The sequence below is a fragment of the Corynebacterium pacaense genome (genome assembly GCF_900169525.1).
Taxonomy (GTDB): domain Bacteria; phylum Actinomycetota; class Actinomycetes; order Mycobacteriales; family Mycobacteriaceae; genus Corynebacterium; species Corynebacterium pacaense.
In genome coordinates, this window is the sequence record NZ_LT821240.1 from 494,424 (window position 1) to 513,134 (window position 18,711).

Sequence of the window (18,711 nt, forward strand, 5' to 3'; positions counted from 1 at the left end):
AGTCTAGCAGCACTAGACCCCGTTCCACTGCCTCGGCCCGCAGATCAGCGCCACACCCCTGCTGCCGATCCGGGTGATCACCACCGCCATGGCACGCCCACCCTTGAGCGCCAGCTTCTTCCGCAGCCGATCGGGATCCACGTCCACCCCGCGCACCAGAATCTCCACCGAACCCGCACCGTGCGCGGCCAGGGCGGCCCGCAGCCTTTTGATAGGCACCTCCTCAATGAACCTGAAGCCGCTTTCACCTGCGGGGATGCGGTCACCGGTGAGATAGGCGATGCGCTCATCAAGCATCCAGAGTTCCTCACGGGCCGCATAGTGTCGCAGCACCCCGGCACGCACGATCGCACCGTCGGGGTCGATGATGAAGGTTCCCGGCGCGCCCGCGCCCACGGAATCGTCGAGGGAGTCGGTGATCACATCGACGGAACCGGAGCGGATGACCACCGCCTCCCGCCTTCCCGGGAACAGATCTTCCGTGTACAGGCACGCCTCCTTGACCCCACCGTCGAGGCTGACGACGCTGACCAGACCCTCCCAGGTGGAGAAGTCGAGTCCGGGGGCGCACTTGACCGCCATGGGCGTCCCCCGCCAGGCGGAGATCAGCTCCGGCAGCGGGGGGTGCAGCTGCGCGGGATCGGTGATTCTGCGGCCGCCCGCCCGCCGTGCGGGATCGGCGATGACGACATCGGCGCGCACGCACGGGGTCAGCGCGTCGGCCCGGATGAGGCTACCGCCACCGAGGTTGTGGCGCGCCATGAGGAGCCGGGAGAAGTCCAGGTCCGCGCCCACGTAGTCGAATCCGACCGCACCGAGTGCCGCCCCCTCCGTACCCACCGAACAGGTCACATCGGCGGCGGTGTGTCCGGTGCCCAGGGCGTCGACAAGCTTTCGCGCACGGTAGTCCGCGACCTCCGGAGGCGTGGCCTGCTGCGCCGATTCCCGGCACACCAGCCAGTCGGGGGGCAGTTTCCCCGACGAACGGGCCTGCAGCAGCTCGGCGACGGCGCGCCCACGGGCGCCGAAGGCCGTACGCAGCTTCTCGACGTCCGCGATGCTGCCCCGACGCATCGAGGGCAGCTCGGCGGAGGCCGCGGCGATCTGATCACTGTGCGCGATGAGAAAGCGCACTTCATCCGGGGTGAAGCTCACTTAGAAGCGTTCCTGACGTTTGACGCGGTAGAACTCGGCGTAGCGCGGGTTGTTCACCGCGTCATCCACGATCGGGCTCATGTCGAATTCATGGATCCTATCCAACAGTTCGGCGGTGCTGTGAAACCGGGAGAGCTCAAACAGTGACGCCCAGGTCGGAATGACCAGCCGCAGCAGACCCGCACGCCATCCCTCGAGGATGAGGGCGGGTGGAAAATACCCGGAGGATGCGGCCTCCCTGGTCTGGCAGTCCGGACTCTGTCCGACGGGTTCGATGGCCACGAAGGAGAAGGTGTCAAAGTGGGCCTCCTCATCCCAGTCCGGGCTGGCCCAGCGAGCGAAGGGCAGGATCAGGTCCGTGCGAATGGCCAGGTTCTCCCTGTTGAGCAGCTCGGTCAGCGACATGCGGTGGCTCTCCAGCTCGGCGCGGTACCGGTGGTAGGCGCCCGCCTCACCGACCAGTCCCCCGCCATCCCTGTGCTCGGCGAGCAGGGTCCCGGTCTCCTCGAAGAGCTCCCTGACGGCGGCGAAAACCAGTGCATGGGCAACCTCGGGCGGGGTGCCCAACCGCTGGGCCCATTCATGGGCATCGGGGCCCTCCCAGATATCCCCGTTGCTGAAGTCGGGAAAGTCTCGCGGGTCGACACCACCACCGGGGAACACGCTGGCCCGGGGAAAGTGCGGCATCGTCGGTACCCGTTCCTGGATGTAGACCTCCAGGTCGGGGGTGCCGTTGATTTCACCGTCGCGCAGGAGCAGCACCGTGGCTGCAAGCTTGCGGCCGCCCACACCTTCCATCATCGGTCCTCCTCACTCCACTGGATCCTGCACCAATTCTAGGACTGTCGATGGCTGTTCGCCGTCCTGACCCTGCGGGCGAAGTAGCGCTCACCGATCCGGTCCACCTGGATCGGCTGGTGGAAGGCCCTGGTCAGGTTCTCGTTGGTGAGCACGGAATCGATCAGACCCTGCGCGACGATTTCACCCTCGTCCAGGAGCATGGCATGGGTGAATCCGGAGGGGATCTCCTCCACGTGGTGGGTGATCATCACGATCGCGGGCGCATCGGGATCCATCGCCAGTTCACCGAGGTAGGCCACCAGATCCTCGCGCCCTCCCAGATCCATGCCCGCGGTCGGCTCATCGAGGATGAGGAGCTCGGGATTCGTCATCAGCGCGCGTGCGACCATCACACGTTTGCGCTCGCCCTCCGAGAGCGTGCCCCAGGTGCGGTCGGCCAGGTGCATCGCGCCGACCTGTTCCAGGATCTCGGTCGCGTGCTCGAAGTCCATCTCCTCATAGTCCTCGCGCCAGCGCCCGAGAATCGCATATCCGGCGGAGATGACCAGATCGGCGACCTTCTCCTTGTCAGGGATGCGGTTTCCCAGGGCCGAGGAACTGACGCCGATCATGGAGCGCAGATCCCGCATGTCAGTCCTGCCCAGCTGTTCGCCCATGATCCGTGCCTGTCCGCTGGAGGGAAACTCCTCCGCAGCGGCCATTCTGATCAGTGTGGTCTTTCCCGCCCCGTTGGGCCCGATGATCACCCATCGCTCATCGAGCTCGACCTGCCAGGTCACCGGCCCGACGAGGTTGCGGCCCCCGCGGGTGAAGATGACGTCGGTGAAGTCGATGAGCAGGTCCTCGTTGTAGTCAGTCACACCCTCCATCATGGTTGATTTCCCCTCCTCCGTGTGGAACGGACACAGCTCGGATAAGCTTTTGAGGTGGATGACACCCCCGTCAACGCACTTGAGGAGAAACTTGTGACTGGCCGTCTCGGAATCGATGATGTTCGCCCCCAGCTGCTGGACAGCAACCCCGCCAAAGCCGTGGTGGGTGAGATCGTGCCGGTGTCGGCGCTGGTGTGGCGTGAAGGCCATGATGCGGTTTCCGCCACCCTGAATGTGCGCGGCCCCTCGGGTTCCGCGACGAGGGTGACCATGCGCCCTTCCCCGAACAACCAGGATCAGGTCAACGCCTTCTTCGTCCCCGATGTGCCCGGCGAGTGGACCTTCCGTGTGGATGCCTGGTCCGATCCCCTCGCCACCTGGCGCCACGCCGTGACGGCGAAAATCGAGGCCGGGCAGTCCCCGGCGGAGCTGTTCAACGATCTCGAGCACGGCGCCCGCCTGTTCGACGAGGCTGCGGCCGGCGTACCCGATTCCGAGAAGCAGACGCTTATCGACGTCGCGGCCACCTTACGTGGTGACGGCGACCTCCGGGCCCGGGTTGCACCCGGACTCTCTGCGGCCACGCTGCACCTGCTCGAGCTCTTCCCCCTCCGGGAACTGCTGACCAGGGGGCCTGAACTGAAGGTGAGGGTGGAGCGTCGGCAGGCTCTGGTCAACTCCTGGTACGAGCTCTTCCCGCGTTCGACCGGTGGATGGGATTCCGAGGGCCGGCCGGTCCACGGCACCTTCGCCACCACCGCTGTCGCCCTGGACAGGGTCGCGGCCATGGGCTTCGACACCGTCTACTTCCCGCCGATCCACCCCATCGGCGAGGTCAACCGCAAGGGACGCAACAACTCCCTTGATCCCGACCCCTCCGATGTCGGCTCGCCCTGGGCCATCGGTTCGACGGAAGGCGGCCACGATGCCGTGCACCCGGCGCTGGGCACCACCGAGGAGTTCACGGCACTGCTCAACCGTGCCAACGAACTGGGACTCGAGGTGGCCCTCGATCTCGCCCTGCAGGTCGCGCCTGACCACCCCTGGGCCATCGAACACCGGGAGTTCTTCACCGTGCTCGCCGACGGCACCATCGCCTATGCGGAGAACCCCCCGAAGAAGTACCAGGACATCTACCCCCTGAACTTCGACAACGACCCGGAGGCGATCTACGAGGAGGTCTACCGGGTGGTCAAGCACTGGGTGAATCTGGGGGTCCGGACCTTCCGCGTGGACAATCCACACACCAAGCCCGCAAACTTCTGGCACTGGCTGATTGAAAAGATCCACGCCAGCAACCCCGAGGTCATCTTCCTGGCCGAGGCCTTCACCAGGCCGGCACGCCTCTACGGTCTGGCCAAGGTGGGCTTCTCGCAGTCCTACACCTATTTCACCTGGAAGGTCTCCAAGCCCGAGCTCACCGAGTTTGCCACCGAGATCGCCGATATGGCCGATGTGTCGCGTCCCAATCTCTTCGTCAACACCCCCGATATTCTGCACGCCTCACTGCAGCATGGGGGCCGGGCGATGTTCGCGATCCGTGCGGCCCTGGCTGCGACCATGTCCCCGCTGTGGGGGGTGTACTCCGGATATGAGCTCTTCGAGCACATGGCAGTCAAGCCCGGTTCCGAGGAGTACCTCGATTCGGAGAAGTACGAGCTGCGACCCCGGGACTTCGAGGGGGCGGTGGCCACCGGTGATTCCCTGGAACCCTACATCACCCTGCTCAACCGAATCCGCCGGGAGAATCCCGCACTGCAGCAACTGCGCAACATCCACTTCCACGATGCCGACAATGATCAGATCATCGCCTACTCCAAGGTCGACGCACTGACCGGCAACCGTGTCCTGGTGATAGTCAACCTCGATCCCCGCAGCGCCCGCGAGGCCACCGTCCGGCTGGATCTGGCGGAGCTCGGTCTGGACGCCGGATCCCAGTTCCAGGTCCGCGACGCGATCACGGGGGTCACCTACACCTGGGGCGAACAGAACTTCGTGCGGCTGCAGCCGCTGCAGGATGTCGCGCACATCTTCGTTCTGCCGGAACTTCCCGCCTCCCGGCGTGAGCGCCTCGCATGGCGCGAAATCACCAACTACCGGGCATGATTTCCGGTAACTTCAGACTCAACGACATAATCGCCAACGATTGTCACCAAGGATAGGATCGAGCGCCATGAGCACTGACCATCTGCACATACCCGAAGCAGATATGGAACGCCTGCGTAACTGCAACCACTACAATCCGCACGCGTTCTACGGCTGGCACGCCACCGAGTCCGGCTCCGTGGTCCGCACCCGTCAGATCGGCGCCGAGAAGGTGGAGCTGCTCATCGACGGCGGCAGCATCGACATGGTCCCGCTGGGCGATGACGTCTTCGCGGCGGAACTGGAGGATCGCCGCGCCGCGGACTACCGGCTGATGGTGACCTGGCCGGGCAAACCCTCGACGATCATCGCCGATCCCTATCATTTCCTGCCCACCCTCGGTGAGCTGGACATCTACCTGATCTCCGAGGGCCGGCATGAACGCCTCTGGGAGGTTCTCGGCGCCAATGTGAAAACCTATGACACCACGCTCGGCTCGGTGAAGGGAACAGCCTTCGCTGTCTGGGCCCCCAATGCCATCGGCGTCGCCGTCGTCGGTGATTTCAACGGTTGGAACGCCTCCCAGCACCCGATGCGCTCAATGGGTGGCTCGGGTGTGTGGGAACTGTTCATTCCCGGTGTCGGTGACGGCGCGACCTACAAGTTCGCCCTCCAGACCAAACAGGGCCACCGCCGCGACAAGGCGGATCCCCTGGCCAAGCGCGCGGAGCTGCCCCCGGCCACCGCCTCCATCGTCGCCGAATCCTCCTACGAGTGGAATGACGATCAGTGGCTGCGCACCCGGGAGTCCACCGATGTAGCCTCGATCCCGATGAGCGTCTACGAGGTTCACCTCGGTTCCTGGCGCTGGGGACGCGGCTACTCCGATCTCGCCACTGAACTTGTGGACTACGTCGTGGATCTCGGCTACACCCACGTGGAGTTCATGCCCGTTTCCGAGCACCCCTTCGGCGGTTCCTGGGGATACCAGGTCTCCGGCTACTACGCCCCCACCGCACGCTGGGGCACCCCCGACGAGTTCAGGAAGCTTGTCGACGCCTTCCACGCACGCGGCATCGGTGTGATCATGGACTGGGTGCCCGCACATTTTCCCAAGGACGACTGGGCACTGGCGCGCTTCGACGGGGAGGCACTGTACGAGCACCCGGACTGGCGCCGCGGCGAGCAGCGGGACTGGGGCACCCTGGTGTTCAACTTCGGCCGCAACGAGGTGCGCAACTTCCTCGTCGCCAACGCGGTGTACTGGATCAACGAATTCCACATCGACGGCCTCAGGGTCGACGCCGTGGCCTCGATGCTCTACCTTGATTACTCCCGCGAGCAGGGTGAATGGGAACCCAACATCTACGGTGGACGTGAGAACCTCGAGGCGGTGCAGTTCATCCAGGAACTCAACGCCACGGTGCTTCGGCTTCACCCCGGTGCACTGACCATCGCGGAGGAATCCACCTCCTGGCCCGGTGTGACGGCACCGACCTGGGAGGGGGGCCTGGGCTTCTCGCTGAAGTGGAACATGGGCTGGATGAATGACACCCTTGAGTACTTCTCCCACGATCCGGTGCACCGTTCCTTCCACCACAACGACCTCACCTTCTCCCTGGTCTACGCATTCTCCGAGCGTTTCGTCCTGCCGATCTCCCACGATGAGGTTGTCCACGGCAAGGGGTCGCTGTGGAACCGCATGCCCGGTGACACCTGGAACAAGGCGGCCGGCCTGCGGACGCTCCTGGCGTACATGTGGGCGCACCCGGGCAAGAAGCTCCTGTTCATGGGTCAGGAGCTGGGTCAGCAGGATGAATGGTCCGAGGGCACAGAGCTGCCCTGGGGAATCTTCGACGGCTGGCAGGGCGAGTACCACCTGGCCATCCAGGAACTGGTGCGCGATCTCAACGGTGTCTATTCCGGCTCCCCCGCCCTGTACTCCCAGGATTTCTCCGGCGAGGGCTTCAGCTGGAACAAGGCGGATGACGCCGCCGGCAACTTCCTGTCCTTCCTCCGCTACGGGACCGACGGATCCCGGATGCTGTGCGTGTTCAACCTGTCGGGAACCCCCCAGTCCGCCTACCGGCTCGGAGTCCCGGACGCGGGAAACTGGCGTCTCGTTCTCAACACCGACACTGCCTCCTACCAGGGTGCCGGGAATGATCTCGCCCCCTCGATCACCGCCGTGGACGCCGGGTGGGACGGCTTTCCGCACTCCCTGACCCTCGACTCCCCAGCGATGAGCGCCCAGTTCTACTCCTGGGAGGGTTAACCCCGGTTGCTCACCGCCACACCGCGGCGCAGCAGTTCCGGGATCACCCCCTCACCGACGTGGTAGGTCTCCTCGAGGTTCGGGTACCCGGAGAGCACGAAGTGGTCGATGCCCAGCGCCGCGTATTCCTGGATGCGGTCGGCCACCTGCGCGTGGGAACCGACGAGAGCGGTTCCCGCACCGCCGCGAATCAGCCCCACCCCCGCCCAGACATTGGGGTGGAGCTCAAGGTCGCGTGCGGAGGTGGCGCCGGTGAAGGCGCCACCCCGGCCGTGGAGTTCGGCCATCCGCCGCTGTCCCTCCGATTTCGAGGTCGCCAGGCCCGCCTGGGCGCGGGCGACCTGTTCCGGGGTGATTCTCCCGATCAGGCGCTCGGCGACCTGCCACGCCTCCTCCTCGGTGTCGCGGGCAATGACATGGAAGCGGATACCGTGACTGAGCTCGCGGCCCTCCCGCCGCGCCAGGTCGTTGATCCACGCGATTTTCTGCCCGACGGCGTCGGGAAGCTCCCCCCAGGTCAGGTAGGTGTCGGCATAGCGTGCGGCGACCGGTCCTGCCGCCGATGAGGATCCACCGAACAGTATCGCGGGGATGACCTCGGGTGGTGTGCTCAACCGGGCGTCATCGACGCGCAGGTACTCACCCTGATGGGTGACCTTTTCGCCCCGCCACAGCCGGGTGACTATCTCGAGGAACTCCGCGCACCGCGCGTAGCGCTGCTCCTTGTCCAGGTGGTCGCCGTAGGCGCGCTGCTCCGCGTCCTCGCCCCCGGTGACCACGTTGATCAGCAGCCGGTTGCCGGACAGACGCTGAAAGGTCGATGCCATCTGTGCGGAGAGGGTCGGACCGATCTGACCCGGTCGCAGAGCCACCAGGAATGTGAGTCGACGGGTCGCATCGATGAGCGAGGCGGCGGTCAACCAGGCATCCTCGCACAGGGTTCCGGTGGGCGTGAGAACGGATTCGAAACCGTTCTCCTCCGCAGCAAGCGCCAGCTGCTTGAGGTAGGTGTGGGAGACCGCGCGGTCTCCGCCGTCGCCCACAGCACCGTGGCCCCCGCCCACGATACTGCGGGAATCCCCGGAGGTGGAGAGGAACCAGTGGAAGGTCAGGGTCATGGTCCGAGTCAAACAGTCCGGGTTGTCCCGTGGCGAGGGTTTCAACCGGAGCGGAAGGAAGGGATCAGTAGAGCGCGCTGGCCAGTCGTCCCCTGGCCGAGAGCACCCGGGGGTCACTGGGCTCGAACATTCCGAAGAGCTCGATGAGACGGGCCTTGGCCGCATCCCGGTCCGGGCCCGTGAGCAGGCCGATGAGGCGATCAAAGGCCGCCTCCGGATCGCCCGCGGCCACACTGGCGTCGGCCGCGGCAAGGGCCTTGTCAAGATCCTCCGGATCCGCATCCGCGGCCGCGATGGCGTCGACCGCGGGATCGAGGGAGTTCAGGCGGGAGAGGAGTAGGGCGGTGTCCCGTGCCTGCCTGGCCTCGGCATTCCTCGGCTCCGATTCCAAAATTGCGTCATAGGCCGCGATCGCGGCGGTGAAGTCGCCGCTGTTGAGGGCTTCGGTGGCGGCGTCGAAACGCGGGTCCCCGACTTCCTCCTCGTCCTCGGTTTCCGCCAGGCCCTCCAACTGGCCGCTGACGGCCTGGACCACCGATCCGACCCACTGGGCGATGGCATCGGCGGGTTGTCCGCCCTCGAAATTCGCCAGCGGCCTGCCCGCGGCGATGGCCAGCGTGGTTGGCAGCACCTGGACACCGAACACCTGGGCGACATCCGGATGGGTGTCGGCATCGACGTAGGCGAAGATGAACTGCCTGGCGGACTTCGCGGCGAGATCGCTGAAATCCCTGCGCAGCTGTTCTGATTCCGGGCTCCGCGAGGTGCCGACCACGACGATCACCGGCACCTGGGTGGAGCGACGGAGCACTTCCTCCTCCAGGTTGTCCATGGTGACCTCCACGGTGGCGGCTACTCCGGATGCCGGTGCCTGTCTGGCTTCAGCCCGGGCCCTCACCTCTCCGAGATCGATTGCTCCACTGACGAAACGTTGAGGGGTGCTCATTTGTGTCCACACACTTTCTTATCGGAAGGGTCTACCCGAGCCAGTCTAATTATCCCGGGCCAGTCGCTCCTCCACGGCCTCGACCTTGCGGGTGAGCTGCGAGGTGTGCCCGGGGCGGATGTCCGCCTTGATTACCAGGGAGGTGCGGGGGGCCACGGAGGACACAGCCTCGGTGGCCCGCCTGATCACATCGAAGACCTCATCCCACTCCCCCTCGATCAGGGTGAACATGGCGTTGGTCTCATTGGGCAGGCCCGACTCCCTCACCACGCGGACGGCGGCGGTGACGGCATCGGCCATTTCTGCGTCGGGGTTGTCGGTGACGGCGGGTGCTACGGAAAAGGCGACAATCATGTGTTCCAGGCTACCTGTGATTCCTCAGCGAAAGCGGAAACGGCCCCTTATCATGAACCCTATGACTGAACACAACCCCCAGGCAATCGATATTCCCCACGAGTACGTCATCTGTCTCGACCACGTCGGGATCGCGGTGCCGGATCTTGATGCAGCTGTGGAGTTCTACCGCAGCGCCTTCGGCTGGGTCAATCATCATCAGGAGACCAATGAGGAGCAGGGCGTCACCGAGGCGATGATCGGCCCGAAGAACCTCGGCGAGACCGATGGGATGATCCAGCTTCTGGCTCCCCTGAACGAGGAATCGACGATTGCGAAGTTCATCGACAAGAAGGGTCCGGGCCTGCAGCAGATGTGCCTGCGCACCCATGATCTCGATGCGCTCTCCGAGCATCTGCGCGCCCAGGGGGTCCGACTCCTCTATGATGCGCCGAAGATCGGTACCGGTGGCGCACGGATCAACTTCGTTCACCCCAAGGACGCCAACGGCGTACTCCTGGAGCTCACCGAACCGGCCGCCTAGGGCGTGTCTTGCAAGTGAATTCTGTGGGAGCTGAGATCGTGGAGGTATGTCTCGATTCCAGCTCCTCTCAGACGACCAATGGACACTGATTGCTGATTTGTTGCCTGGTCCCACGGGCAAGAAGGGCCGCCCGTTCGCCGACGCCCGACTGATGGTCGAGGGGATCATTTACCGGTATCGATGCGGGATCGCGTGGCGAGACCTTCCTGATGCTTTCGGGCCTTGGCAAACGGTCTGGGCGTGGCATAGGCGCATGGCCGACGATGGTGTCTGGGATCGGGCGCAAGCGCGTCTGCACGAGTACGCAGACCACCAGGGCCTGCTCGACTGGTCGGTATCGGTGGATTCCACGATCGCTCGTGCGCATCAGCACGCGACCAACACCAAACGCGTAAAAAAGGGCTATATCGAATTACAAGAATCCGCTGACCGAGCCGCCTGACCACGCAGTCGGCCGTTCTCGGGGCGGCTTGTCAACGAAAACACATCAGCTCGTCGATGGGCGCGGCCTGCCGCTGGTGACGATTTGCTCAGCGGGACAAGATGGTGACTCGCCGATGTTCATCCCGCTCATGGAACAAGTGCGGGTCGGCCGTCGCACCAGGCCCGATGCCGCGCTCTGCGACAAGGCGTACTCCTCGCGGGCGAACCGGGCGTACTTGCGCAGGCGTGGCATCGAAGCGGTGATCCCCGAACCTCGTGATCAGCAGGGGCATCGGAAGCGGCGCGGCATGCAGGGTGGCAGGCCTGCGAAGTTTGATGCGGAGAAGTATCGGGGAAGGAACGTGATCGAGCGTGGCTATTGCCGGTTGAAACAGTGGCGAGGACTCGCGACTCGGTATGACAAGCTCGCGATCGTGTACCGGGCCGCAGTTGTCCTCAACGGAGTGATCGCGTGGCTCAACCTTTTACAAGACACGCCCTAGCCGTACGGTCCTGTGTCAGCGCCGCTCCCAGCAGGCGCTGTGCCAGTGTCTGCGGTCATCGGCTCGCTCCCGGGGCCATGCCACGATGTGGGCGACCCCCGGCGGGATATTCTGGTTGCATCCGGGGCAGACATAGAACTTCCTCGCGGCGGCCGATCCCATCTGCCGCACCATGTAGGGTTCACCGAAGGCCCACCCGGGCCCCTCCTGTGTCCGCGTTCCCCAATATGAGGAACCGTCGCGCGGCAGGTCGCGTGCCGACGTGATGTTGTTGCGCTTATTGCGGCGGGGCATCCTGTGAGCACCCCTAGAAGAGCGTCAGTTCATCGGATTCGATGCCGCGCAGCCCCTGATAATCCAGGGTCACACAGGTGATCCCGCGATCCTCCGCCAGGGTCCTGGCCTGAGGCTTTATCTCCTGTGCGGCAAAGACTCCCTGCACCGGTCTAAGGAGCTCGTCCCGGTTCAGCAGTTCAAGATAGCGGGAGAGCTGTTCCACCCCGTCGATGCCGCCACGGCGCTTGATCTCCACGGCGACCGTTCCACCCTCGGCGTCGCGGCACAGAATGTCCACGGGACCGATCGCCGTCGGATACTCGCGCCTGATCAGGGTGTATCCCTGGCCCAGCGTGCCGATGTGCTCCGCCAGCAGTTCCTGGAGGTGCTGCTCGACGCCGTCCTTGATCAGGCCCGGATCATCACCGAGTTCGTAGTACAGATCGGAATGGATCTGCTCGACGGTGATCCGCAGCTGCTCGCCCTTCCTGTTCTCCACCACCCACAGGTGCACCCCGACGTCCTCGCCGTCCGCATCGCTGATCTGGGTCTCGGTCAGGGTGCACGGCGGTGTCATCCAGTTCAGGGGCTTGTACGCCCGGTCATCGGCGTGAATGGACACCGACCCATCGGCCTTGACCATCAGGAGCCGGTCCGCAAGTGGCAGGTGTGCCTCCAGACGACCGACGTAATCTACGGAGCAACGGGCGATGACGAGACGCATGCACACACTTTAACAACAAATGCCTATCGACGATCCCTGCGGGGCTGCTGTTTGATGAAGTCCGAGGGCTTCAGGTTGCTTTCATGGCGGGCATCCGGTGCCGATTCCAACCAGGCGGTGAAGGCCATCTCCCCGTGCGTGTCGAGTGCGAGTTCGTACTCGGTGTCCTTGCTCCTGAAGGTGAGGATCCTCAGGTCCGGAGAAATAAAAGCCGCCTCCTCGGAGGTCGGGCTTCTCCGATTGAGAAGCGACACCGAGAGGCGGGTCAAAATGAGGTCGGCCATCGGGGAAATGGAACGGAGCTTGAAATATTCGAGGTCATTTCCGTGGTAACGCATCGAGCCGTGGCGCCATCCGTGGATACCCTGGGCGGGCAGCCGCCGCATGATCGCACTCGTCCCCCTGGACCGCAGCGTGAAAAACCGCCAGGCTGCGAGCACACCCGCACCCGCGGCAAGAATAACCAGAGCCCAAATAATGTAATCCACGGTGGCGTGCGTCCTCCCAGCTGAGAAGAATAACGGTTTCCAATAACCCTACCCACATTCAAATCCCATTGAAAAACGGTGGCTTTGCGGGGGTAATCCCCAGCGTGGGGCGTATTAGTGTCATGATACGCGAAACGCCCGCCGGGACTGGAATCATTCCAGCCGCGGCGGGCGTTCAAGGAGCGTTACGGGGTACTAGAGACCTTCGTTGCTGCGGCGGACCGCGCGCAGCCCGGCGTCGGCGCGAGCCTTCACCAGCTCGTCATCCGAATTAAGGTCTGCCTCAGCCGATGAGGAATCCACCTCATGGGCCCAGACGGCGAAGTCCGCGAGGATCGTCACCTTGTCCTTGGAAACGGAGAGGAATCCACCCTGCACTCCGGCGACGAGCCTGTCGCCGTCGATCGGGCGGATGGTCACGACACCGTTCTCGACCAGCTGGCCGAGCATCGGCTCATGATCGGGCAGCACGCCGATCTCACCCTCGGTGGTCTGAGCGGTGACGATGCTGGCCTGACCCGACCAGAGCATACGATCGACAGACACCAGTTCAACGGTGATTTCAGCCATGTCTCTACCTTACTTTCCGGTCAGCTTCTTGTAGGCAGCCTCGACGTCGTCCAGGCCACCCAGGCCGTTGAACGCCTGCTCCGGGTAGTGGTCGAAGTCGCCGTTGCAGATGCGCTCGAAAGCATCGATCGTATCGGTCAGCGGCACGTAGGAGCCGGGCAGCCCGGTGAACTTCTCCGCGACGAAGAAGTTCTGGCCGAGGAAGCGCTCCAGACGACGTGCGCGGGACACGACGATCTTGTCCTCCTCGGAGAGCTCGTCCATACCGAGGATGGCGATGATGTCCTGCAGTTCCTTGTTCTTCTGCAGAATACCGATCACACGCTGTGCCACCTCGTAGTGCCGCTCGCCCACGATGGAGGGCTCGAGGATACGTGAGGTCGAGGTCAGCGGGTTCACCGCGGGGTAGATACCCTTCGATGCGATGGAGCGGTCGAGCTCGGTGGTGGCGTCCAGGTGGGCGAAGGTGGTCGCCGGGGCCGGGTCGGTGTAGTCGTCGGCAGGAACGTAGACGGCCTGCAGCGAGGTGATCGAACGGCCCTTGGTCGAGGTGATCCGCTCCTGGAGCACACCCATCTCGTCAGCCAGGGTGGGCTGGTAGCCCACGGCGGAGGGCATACGACCGAGAAGGGTCGACACCTCCGAACCCGCCTGGGTGAAACGGAAGATGTTATCGATGAACAGCAGCACATCCTGGTTCTGCACATCGCGGAAGTACTCCGCCATCGTCAGTGCGGACAGAGCCACGCGCATACGGACTCCCGGCGGCTCGTCCATCTGGCCGAAGACAAGCGCGGTATCGGGAAGAACACCCATCTCATCCATTTCCAGGAAGAGGTCGGTGCCCTCACGGGTGCGCTCGCCGACGCCGGCGAACACGGAGGTTCCGGAGAACTCGCGGGCAATACGGGTGATCATCTCCTGGATGAGCACCGTCTTGCCCACACCGGCACCGCCGAAGAGGCCGATCTTTCCGCCCTTGACGTAGGGGGTCAGAAGGTCGATGACCTTGATGCCCGTCTCCAGGATCTCGGTCTTGCCCTCGAGCTGATCGAAGCGCGGGGGTTCACGGTGGATTCCCCACTTCTCGCCGTCCTGGCCGAGGCCGGGCTCGTCGAGGCAGTCACCGAGGGCGTTGAAAACGTGGCCCTTGACAACATCGCCGACCGGCACCGAGATCGGCATGCCGGAGTCGATGACCTCGGCGCCGCGGACGAGGCCGTCGGTCGGAGCCATGGCGATGGTGCGGATGAGGTTGTCACCGAGGTGCTGTGCAACCTCGAGGACGATGGTCTTTGCGACTGATTCGAGGGTGACCTCGACAGTCAGTGCGTTGTACAGTGCCGGCAGCTCGCCGCGGGGGAACTCCACGTCGACGACCGCGCCAATGACACGCACGACACGGCCGGCGACATTCGCCAGCTGTGCGTTCTGCTCTTCAAGAGCTGTAGTCATAATCTAGTCACTTTCTCCGCTGTCGTTCAGCGCACCAGCGCCGCCGACAATCTCTGTGATTTCCTGGGTGATCTGTGCCTGACGGGCCGCATTGGCCACGCGGGAAAGGTCGTTGACCAGTGCAGTCGCGTTGTCAGTTGCAGACTTCATCGCGTTTCGACGTGAAGCAGACTCTGCTGCGGCGGACTCCAGGAACATGGAGTACAGCCTGCGGGACACGTACTTGGGAAGCAGGGCCTCCAGCAGCGTGTCCGCGTCCGGTTCGAACTCATAGTCGGGCTCGACGGTCCCCGAATCTGTGAGGAAATCCTCGCTCGGGACGAACAGTTCGTCTTCGATGACCGGCTCGATCGGAAGCAGCTGGTGCACCACCGGGTTCTGAGTCAGCATGGACACGAACTCGGTATAAACCACGTGGACCTGATCGAAACCCTGAACATCCTGGCCCTCGGGTGAATTCACACCGTCGCGCCACTTCGCCTCGCCCTTGGAGCTGGCGATAAAGCCGTCGATCAGATGGCGGCGCACGTCGTGGGTCAGTTCCCAGCTCGGGTTCTGCGAAAACCCGGTCCAGGACCCCGCGAGATCCTCCTCGCGGAAGTTGTAGTAACCCACGCCCTTGCCACCGGTGACATAACGAACCACCTCGTAGCCACTCTCGACGAGGAGCTTCTCCAGCTCCGCCGCCTTCTTGAGCACATTGTGGTTGTAGCCTCCGGCCATGCCGCGGTCAGAGGTGACCACAAGCACGGCGGCCCGGTTGCCACCCTCACGCTCATGCAGCATCGGGTTGTCGAGCGAGCTTGCCGACGCGAGACGTTCCAGAACCCTCTGGATGTCCTCGGCGTACGGTGCGGCCGCCGCGACACGACCCTGTGCCTTGGTGATGCGAGAGGTGGCGATGAGCTCCTGAGCCTTTGTGATCTTCTTGGTTGAATTGACCGAACGGATTCGATCGCGTAGTTCGCGAAGATTAGCCATGGTTCAAACGCCTCCCTTCAGTTGCTTGGACAGTCATGTGTTTGAGGCTCTCTGCCTTTACTTCTTGCTGACCTTGCGGGAAACGGAGAGCTGGCTCTTCTGCACCTGGCCCGCATCGAGTGCGTCGACATCGGGTTCATTGATCACGGGGGTGCCATCGGTGGTCTGGAAGGTGCCCTTGAACTCCTCGGTCGCCTTGAGCAGCGCGTCCTTGGACTCGTCGGAGAGTGCAGCGCCACCGTCGATCTGCTGGTACACCTGCGGCGTGTTGGAACGCAGGTACTGCTGCAGCTCGGCCTCGAAGCGGCGGACGTCATCGACGGGAACGTTGTCGAAGGCGCCCTCGCCGGCGAGGAAGAGGGAGACGATCTGGTACTCAACGGACTGAGGTGCGTTCTCAGCCTGGATCAGCAGCTGAACGAGGCGCTGACCGCGCTCAAGCTGTGCCTTGGAGGCGGCGTCCAGATCGGAGGCGAAGGTGGCGAATGCCTCCAGGTCACGGTAGGCGGCCAGGTCCAGACGGAGTGAACCGGCAACCTTCTTCATGCCCTTGGTCTGTGCGGCACCGCCGACACGGGAAACCGAGATACCGACGTTGATGGCCGGGCGCACGCCTCGGTTGAACAGGTCGGATTCCAGGAAGACCTGACCATCGGTGATGGAGATGACGTTGGTCGGGATGAAGGCGGAGACGTCGTTGGCCTTGGTCTCAATGATCGGCAGTGCGGTGATCGAACCGCCGCCGAGCTCATCGTTGAGCTTCGCCGCACGCTCCAGCAGACGGGAGTGCAGGTAGAAGACGTCGCCCGGGTATGCCTCGCGGCCCGGCGGGCGGCGCAGCAGCAGGGAGATCGCACGGTAGGCCTCGGCCTGCTTGGTCAGATCATCGTAGATGACCAGGACGTGATCGCCCTGGTACATCCAGTGCTGGGCGAGAGCGGCACCGGCGAAGGGTGCGAGCCACTTGAAGCCCGCAGCGTCGGAGGCGGGAGCGGCCACGATGGTGGTGTACTCCAGGGCGCCCTGCTCCTCGAGGGTCTTGCGCAGGGCCGCAATGGTGGAGCCCTTCTGTCCGATGGCGACGTAGATGCAGCGGACCTGCTTCGTCTTGTCGCCGGACTCCCAGTTCGCCTTCTGGTTGAGGATGGTGTCGATGCAGACCGCGGTCTTGCCGGTCTTGCGGTCACCGATGATCAGCTGGCGCTGTCCACGGCCGATCGGGGTCATTGCATCGATGGCCTTGATGCCGGTGGCCATGGGCTCCTCGACGGGCTGACGCTGAAGCACACCCGGTGCCTGCAGTTCAAGGACGCGGTCCTCTTCAGCCTCGATTACGCCCAGTCCGTCGATCGGCTGGCCAAGTGGGTTGATGACGCGACCCAGGAATGCCTCGCCGACGGGGATGGACAGAACCTCTCCCGTACGGCGTACCTGGTCGCCTTCCTTCAGTAGCTCGTAGTTACCCAGGACCACGACACCGACGGAGGCGGTATCGAGGTTCTGCGCGACGCCGATGACGCCGCCCGGGAATTCGAGGAGCTCATTCGTCATTACGGACGGGAGGCCCGAAACCTGGGCGATACCGTCAGCTGCCGAAATGACCACGCCGACCTCCTCACGGGAGGCCTCCGCGGAGTAGCTCGAGGTGTAGTTCGCTATCGCGCTACGGATCTCATCGGAGGAGATCGTCAGCTCCGCCATGTTCTTCCTGCTCTCGGTTGTTTCTTCCAGCATTACATTTGTCAAAGAGTCGTCGTGTCTCAAACGAAGCTCTCGCGGAGGCGCTCGAGCTTACCCGAGGTGCTTCCGTCGATTACTTCATCTCCGACGCGGATAACCATGCCACCGAGGAGGCTGGTATCAACCTCGGAGTGGATGCTCATCGCACGACCATAAATTCGTCCCAGCTTCTCAGCCAGCGCCTGCTGCTGTCCCTCGTTGAGTGCAGTCGCGGAGACGACGTGGGCAACGGAACGACCCTGCAGCGCGGCTGCGGCGTCGGCCAGGGCCGATACATCATCAATCGGATTGCGCTCGGGGCGACCGATGACCTGGAGCGCCAGGGCCTCGGTGACAGCCGTCACCTTGCCGTAGAGCACCTTGGCCAGCAGATCGCGGCGTCGTGCCGAATCGGAGTTGCGATCTGAGAGCAGCTGGGTCAGCTCGCCCTCGTGATCCAGGATTCGACTGAGCCGGAACAGCTCGTCCTCAACCTGGCCGAGCTGCCCCTGCTTCTCCGCGGAGCGGAGGAGGGCGCGACGTCCGAGTTCGACGAGACCGGTGCGGAATTCACGCGGGGTGGACCAGGTCTGCTCCGCGGCGTCCTTGAGGAGCTCGAGAACCGATGGGCTCACCTTTCCGGCGAACACGGCCCCGATGAGACCGATGCGCTGCTGCGCCTCCCTAGAGGAATCAGCCACTGCGACACGCAGACCGCGGTTGTCGTCGAGAACCTCGACGACGTCGAAGAGTTCGGTTCCAGCCTGGGCGGCAACAGCTACGGCGTTGTCTGCTCCGTTAAGAGCCGCGTCCAGATCGGACGCTACCTTTGCCAATGCCTCGCGGCTCGCTGCGTGCATGTCGCTCACTTTCCGTTCGGTGCCACAGTATCGAGGTCAGCCAGGAAGCGGTCGATCGTGCCGGAGCGCTTGACGTCCTCGGAGAGCTGGTCTCCGAGCAGGTGCTCAGCCAGGTTGATCGAGTTCTGTCCCATTTCGCGACGCAGGTCGTTGACGATCTGCTCGCGCTGGGCAAGAAGCTGCTTCGTGCCGGACTCGATGATGCGGTCGCTCTCCTCGTTGGCCTTGTCCTTCAGTTCCGCTTCGATCGCCTTGCCGCGTTCGCGGGCCTGTTCGCGGATCTCAGCGGCCTCGGTGCGGGCCTCGGCGAGCTGTGCGTTGTACTTCTCAAGGGCAGCCTTGGCCTCGGCCTGTGCGGCCTCTGCTCGCTGGATGCCGCCCTTGATCCGGTCCTCACGCTCGGTCAGGACCTCCTGGAACTTCGGAAGGACAAACTTCCAGAAGACGATCAGGATGATCAGAAACGGAATGAGGGACCAGACGATGTCATAGTACTTGGGCAGCAGAATGGAGTTGCCGCTCTCCAGGGGGAGGACGTCGGCATTCGCATGCGCAAGGTAGTAAATGGGGTTCGCCATGGTGT

At 63.9% G+C, this 18,711-nt stretch carries 20 protein-coding genes; 5 read left to right on the top strand and 15 right to left on the bottom strand.

What is annotated here, in order from left to right:
• Positions 1 to 12 precede the first annotated feature (12 nt).
• Genes B7E02_RS09410 through B7E02_RS09420 form a run of 3 tightly spaced genes read right to left on the bottom strand, consistent with a single transcriptional unit; the run spans position 13 to position 2,828 of the window.
• A complete protein-coding gene (locus B7E02_RS09410; protein ID WP_080795356.1) occupies positions 13 to 1,155 on the bottom strand; it encodes a THUMP-like domain-containing protein in 1,143 nt (380 codons plus the stop codon).
• A complete protein-coding gene (locus tag B7E02_RS09415; RefSeq protein WP_080795358.1) occupies positions 1,156 to 1,956 on the bottom strand; it encodes an NUDIX hydrolase in 801 nt (266 codons plus the stop codon).
• Positions 1,957 to 1,991: 35 nt separating this feature from the next.
• A complete protein-coding gene (locus B7E02_RS09420; protein ID WP_080795360.1) occupies positions 1,992 to 2,828 on the bottom strand; it encodes an ABC transporter ATP-binding protein in 837 nt (278 codons plus the stop codon).
• 93 nt (positions 2,829 to 2,921) lie between these two features.
• On the opposite strand from B7E02_RS09420, the gene B7E02_RS09425 reads away from it, so the two are divergent.
• Together B7E02_RS09425 and glgB are read left to right on the top strand one after the other, a co-directional pair.
• On the top strand, positions 2,922 to 4,934 hold the full coding sequence (locus tag B7E02_RS09425) for a maltotransferase domain-containing protein (protein WP_080796877.1): 2,013 nt from the start codon (positions 2,922 to 2,924) through the stop codon (positions 4,932 to 4,934).
• Positions 4,935 to 5,001: 67 nt separating this feature from the next.
• Entirely contained in the window at positions 5,002 to 7,188 is a 2,187-nt protein-coding gene (glgB, locus tag B7E02_RS09430) for a 1,4-alpha-glucan branching protein GlgB (RefSeq protein ID WP_080795363.1), read from the top strand.
• On the opposite strand, the gene B7E02_RS09435 is transcribed toward glgB, so the two are convergent.
• From B7E02_RS09435 to B7E02_RS09445, 3 genes are all read right to left on the bottom strand, one after another.
• Positions 7,185 to 8,306, bottom strand: coding sequence for an LLM class flavin-dependent oxidoreductase (locus B7E02_RS09435; protein ID WP_080795366.1), 1,122 nt, complete (start codon positions 8,304 to 8,306; stop codon positions 7,185 to 7,187). The two genes, glgB and B7E02_RS09435, sit on opposite strands and share 4 nt — an antisense overlap.
• Before the next feature lie 64 nt (positions 8,307 to 8,370).
• On the bottom strand, positions 8,371 to 9,252 hold the full coding sequence (locus B7E02_RS09440) for a tetratricopeptide repeat protein (RefSeq protein ID WP_080795369.1): 882 nt from the start codon (positions 9,250 to 9,252) through the stop codon (positions 8,371 to 8,373).
• Positions 9,253 to 9,297: 45 nt separating this feature from the next.
• Positions 9,298 to 9,606 (bottom strand): thiamine-binding protein, encoded by a 309-nt coding sequence (locus B7E02_RS09445; RefSeq protein ID WP_080795372.1) that lies wholly within the window; start codon positions 9,604 to 9,606, stop codon positions 9,298 to 9,300.
• Between the two features lie 61 nt (positions 9,607 to 9,667).
• Here B7E02_RS09445 and mce point away from each other — a divergent pair, with 61 nt between their 5' ends.
• From mce to B7E02_RS14780, 3 genes are read left to right on the top strand one after another with little or no spacing between them, the layout of a single operon-like run.
• Positions 9,668 to 10,129 carry a methylmalonyl-CoA epimerase gene (gene mce, locus B7E02_RS09450; protein WP_080795375.1) on the top strand — a complete coding sequence of 154 codons (462 nt, stop codon included), beginning with the start codon at positions 9,668 to 9,670 and terminating at the stop codon, positions 10,127 to 10,129.
• A gap of 46 nt (positions 10,130 to 10,175) precedes the next feature.
• Positions 10,176 to 10,571 (top strand): IS5 family transposase, encoded by a 396-nt coding sequence (locus B7E02_RS14775; protein ID WP_080795378.1) that lies wholly within the window; start codon positions 10,176 to 10,178, stop codon positions 10,569 to 10,571.
• On the top strand, positions 10,555 to 11,055 hold the full coding sequence (locus tag B7E02_RS14780) for an IS5 family transposase (RefSeq protein ID WP_218672379.1): 501 nt from the start codon (positions 10,555 to 10,557) through the stop codon (positions 11,053 to 11,055). Before B7E02_RS14775 ends, B7E02_RS14780 begins: the two co-directional genes overlap by 17 nt.
• Before the next feature lie 15 nt (positions 11,056 to 11,070).
• Here the strand turns inward: B7E02_RS14780 and B7E02_RS09465 are convergent, their stop codons facing one another.
• The 9 genes from B7E02_RS09465 to B7E02_RS09505 all read right to left on the bottom strand — a co-directional run bounded on the left by B7E02_RS09465 (position 11,071) and on the right by B7E02_RS09505 (position 18,706).
• The gene (locus tag B7E02_RS09465; RefSeq protein WP_080795380.1) at positions 11,071 to 11,349 is read right to left on the bottom strand and encodes a hypothetical protein; all 279 of its coding nucleotides are present in this window, start codon (positions 11,347 to 11,349) and stop codon (positions 11,071 to 11,073) included.
• A 13-nt stretch (positions 11,350 to 11,362) separates the two neighbouring features.
• The gene (nucS, locus tag B7E02_RS09470; RefSeq protein WP_080795383.1) at positions 11,363 to 12,055 is read right to left on the bottom strand and encodes an endonuclease NucS; all 693 of its coding nucleotides are present in this window, start codon (positions 12,053 to 12,055) and stop codon (positions 11,363 to 11,365) included.
• Between the two features lie 23 nt (positions 12,056 to 12,078).
• Positions 12,079 to 12,543: a DUF2550 domain-containing protein gene (locus B7E02_RS09475; protein WP_080795385.1), complete on the bottom strand. Its 465-nt coding sequence runs from the start codon at positions 12,541 to 12,543 to the stop codon at positions 12,079 to 12,081.
• 195 nt (positions 12,544 to 12,738) lie between these two features.
• Positions 12,739 to 13,113 carry a F0F1 ATP synthase subunit epsilon gene (locus B7E02_RS09480; RefSeq protein WP_080795388.1) on the bottom strand — a complete coding sequence of 125 codons (375 nt, stop codon included), beginning with the start codon at positions 13,111 to 13,113 and terminating at the stop codon, positions 12,739 to 12,741.
• A gap of 9 nt (positions 13,114 to 13,122) precedes the next feature.
• Entirely contained in the window at positions 13,123 to 14,568 is a 1,446-nt protein-coding gene (gene atpD, locus B7E02_RS09485) for a F0F1 ATP synthase subunit beta (protein ID WP_080795391.1), read from the bottom strand.
• A gap of 3 nt (positions 14,569 to 14,571) precedes the next feature.
• Positions 14,572 to 15,549 (bottom strand): F0F1 ATP synthase subunit gamma, encoded by a 978-nt coding sequence (locus B7E02_RS09490; RefSeq protein ID WP_080795394.1) that lies wholly within the window; start codon positions 15,547 to 15,549, stop codon positions 14,572 to 14,574.
• 57 nt (positions 15,550 to 15,606) lie between these two features.
• Entirely contained in the window at positions 15,607 to 17,250 is a 1,644-nt protein-coding gene (gene atpA, locus B7E02_RS09495) for a F0F1 ATP synthase subunit alpha (RefSeq protein ID WP_080795397.1), read from the bottom strand.
• A 59-nt stretch (positions 17,251 to 17,309) separates the two neighbouring features.
• Complete coding sequence (locus B7E02_RS09500) at positions 17,310 to 18,128, bottom strand: F0F1 ATP synthase subunit delta (protein ID WP_080795400.1); 819 nt, start codon at positions 18,126 to 18,128, stop codon at positions 17,310 to 17,312.
• Positions 18,129 to 18,133: 5 nt separating this feature from the next.
• Positions 18,134 to 18,706, bottom strand: coding sequence for a F0F1 ATP synthase subunit B (locus B7E02_RS09505; protein ID WP_080795404.1), 573 nt, complete (start codon positions 18,704 to 18,706; stop codon positions 18,134 to 18,136).
• Positions 18,707 to 18,711 lie beyond the last annotated feature (5 nt).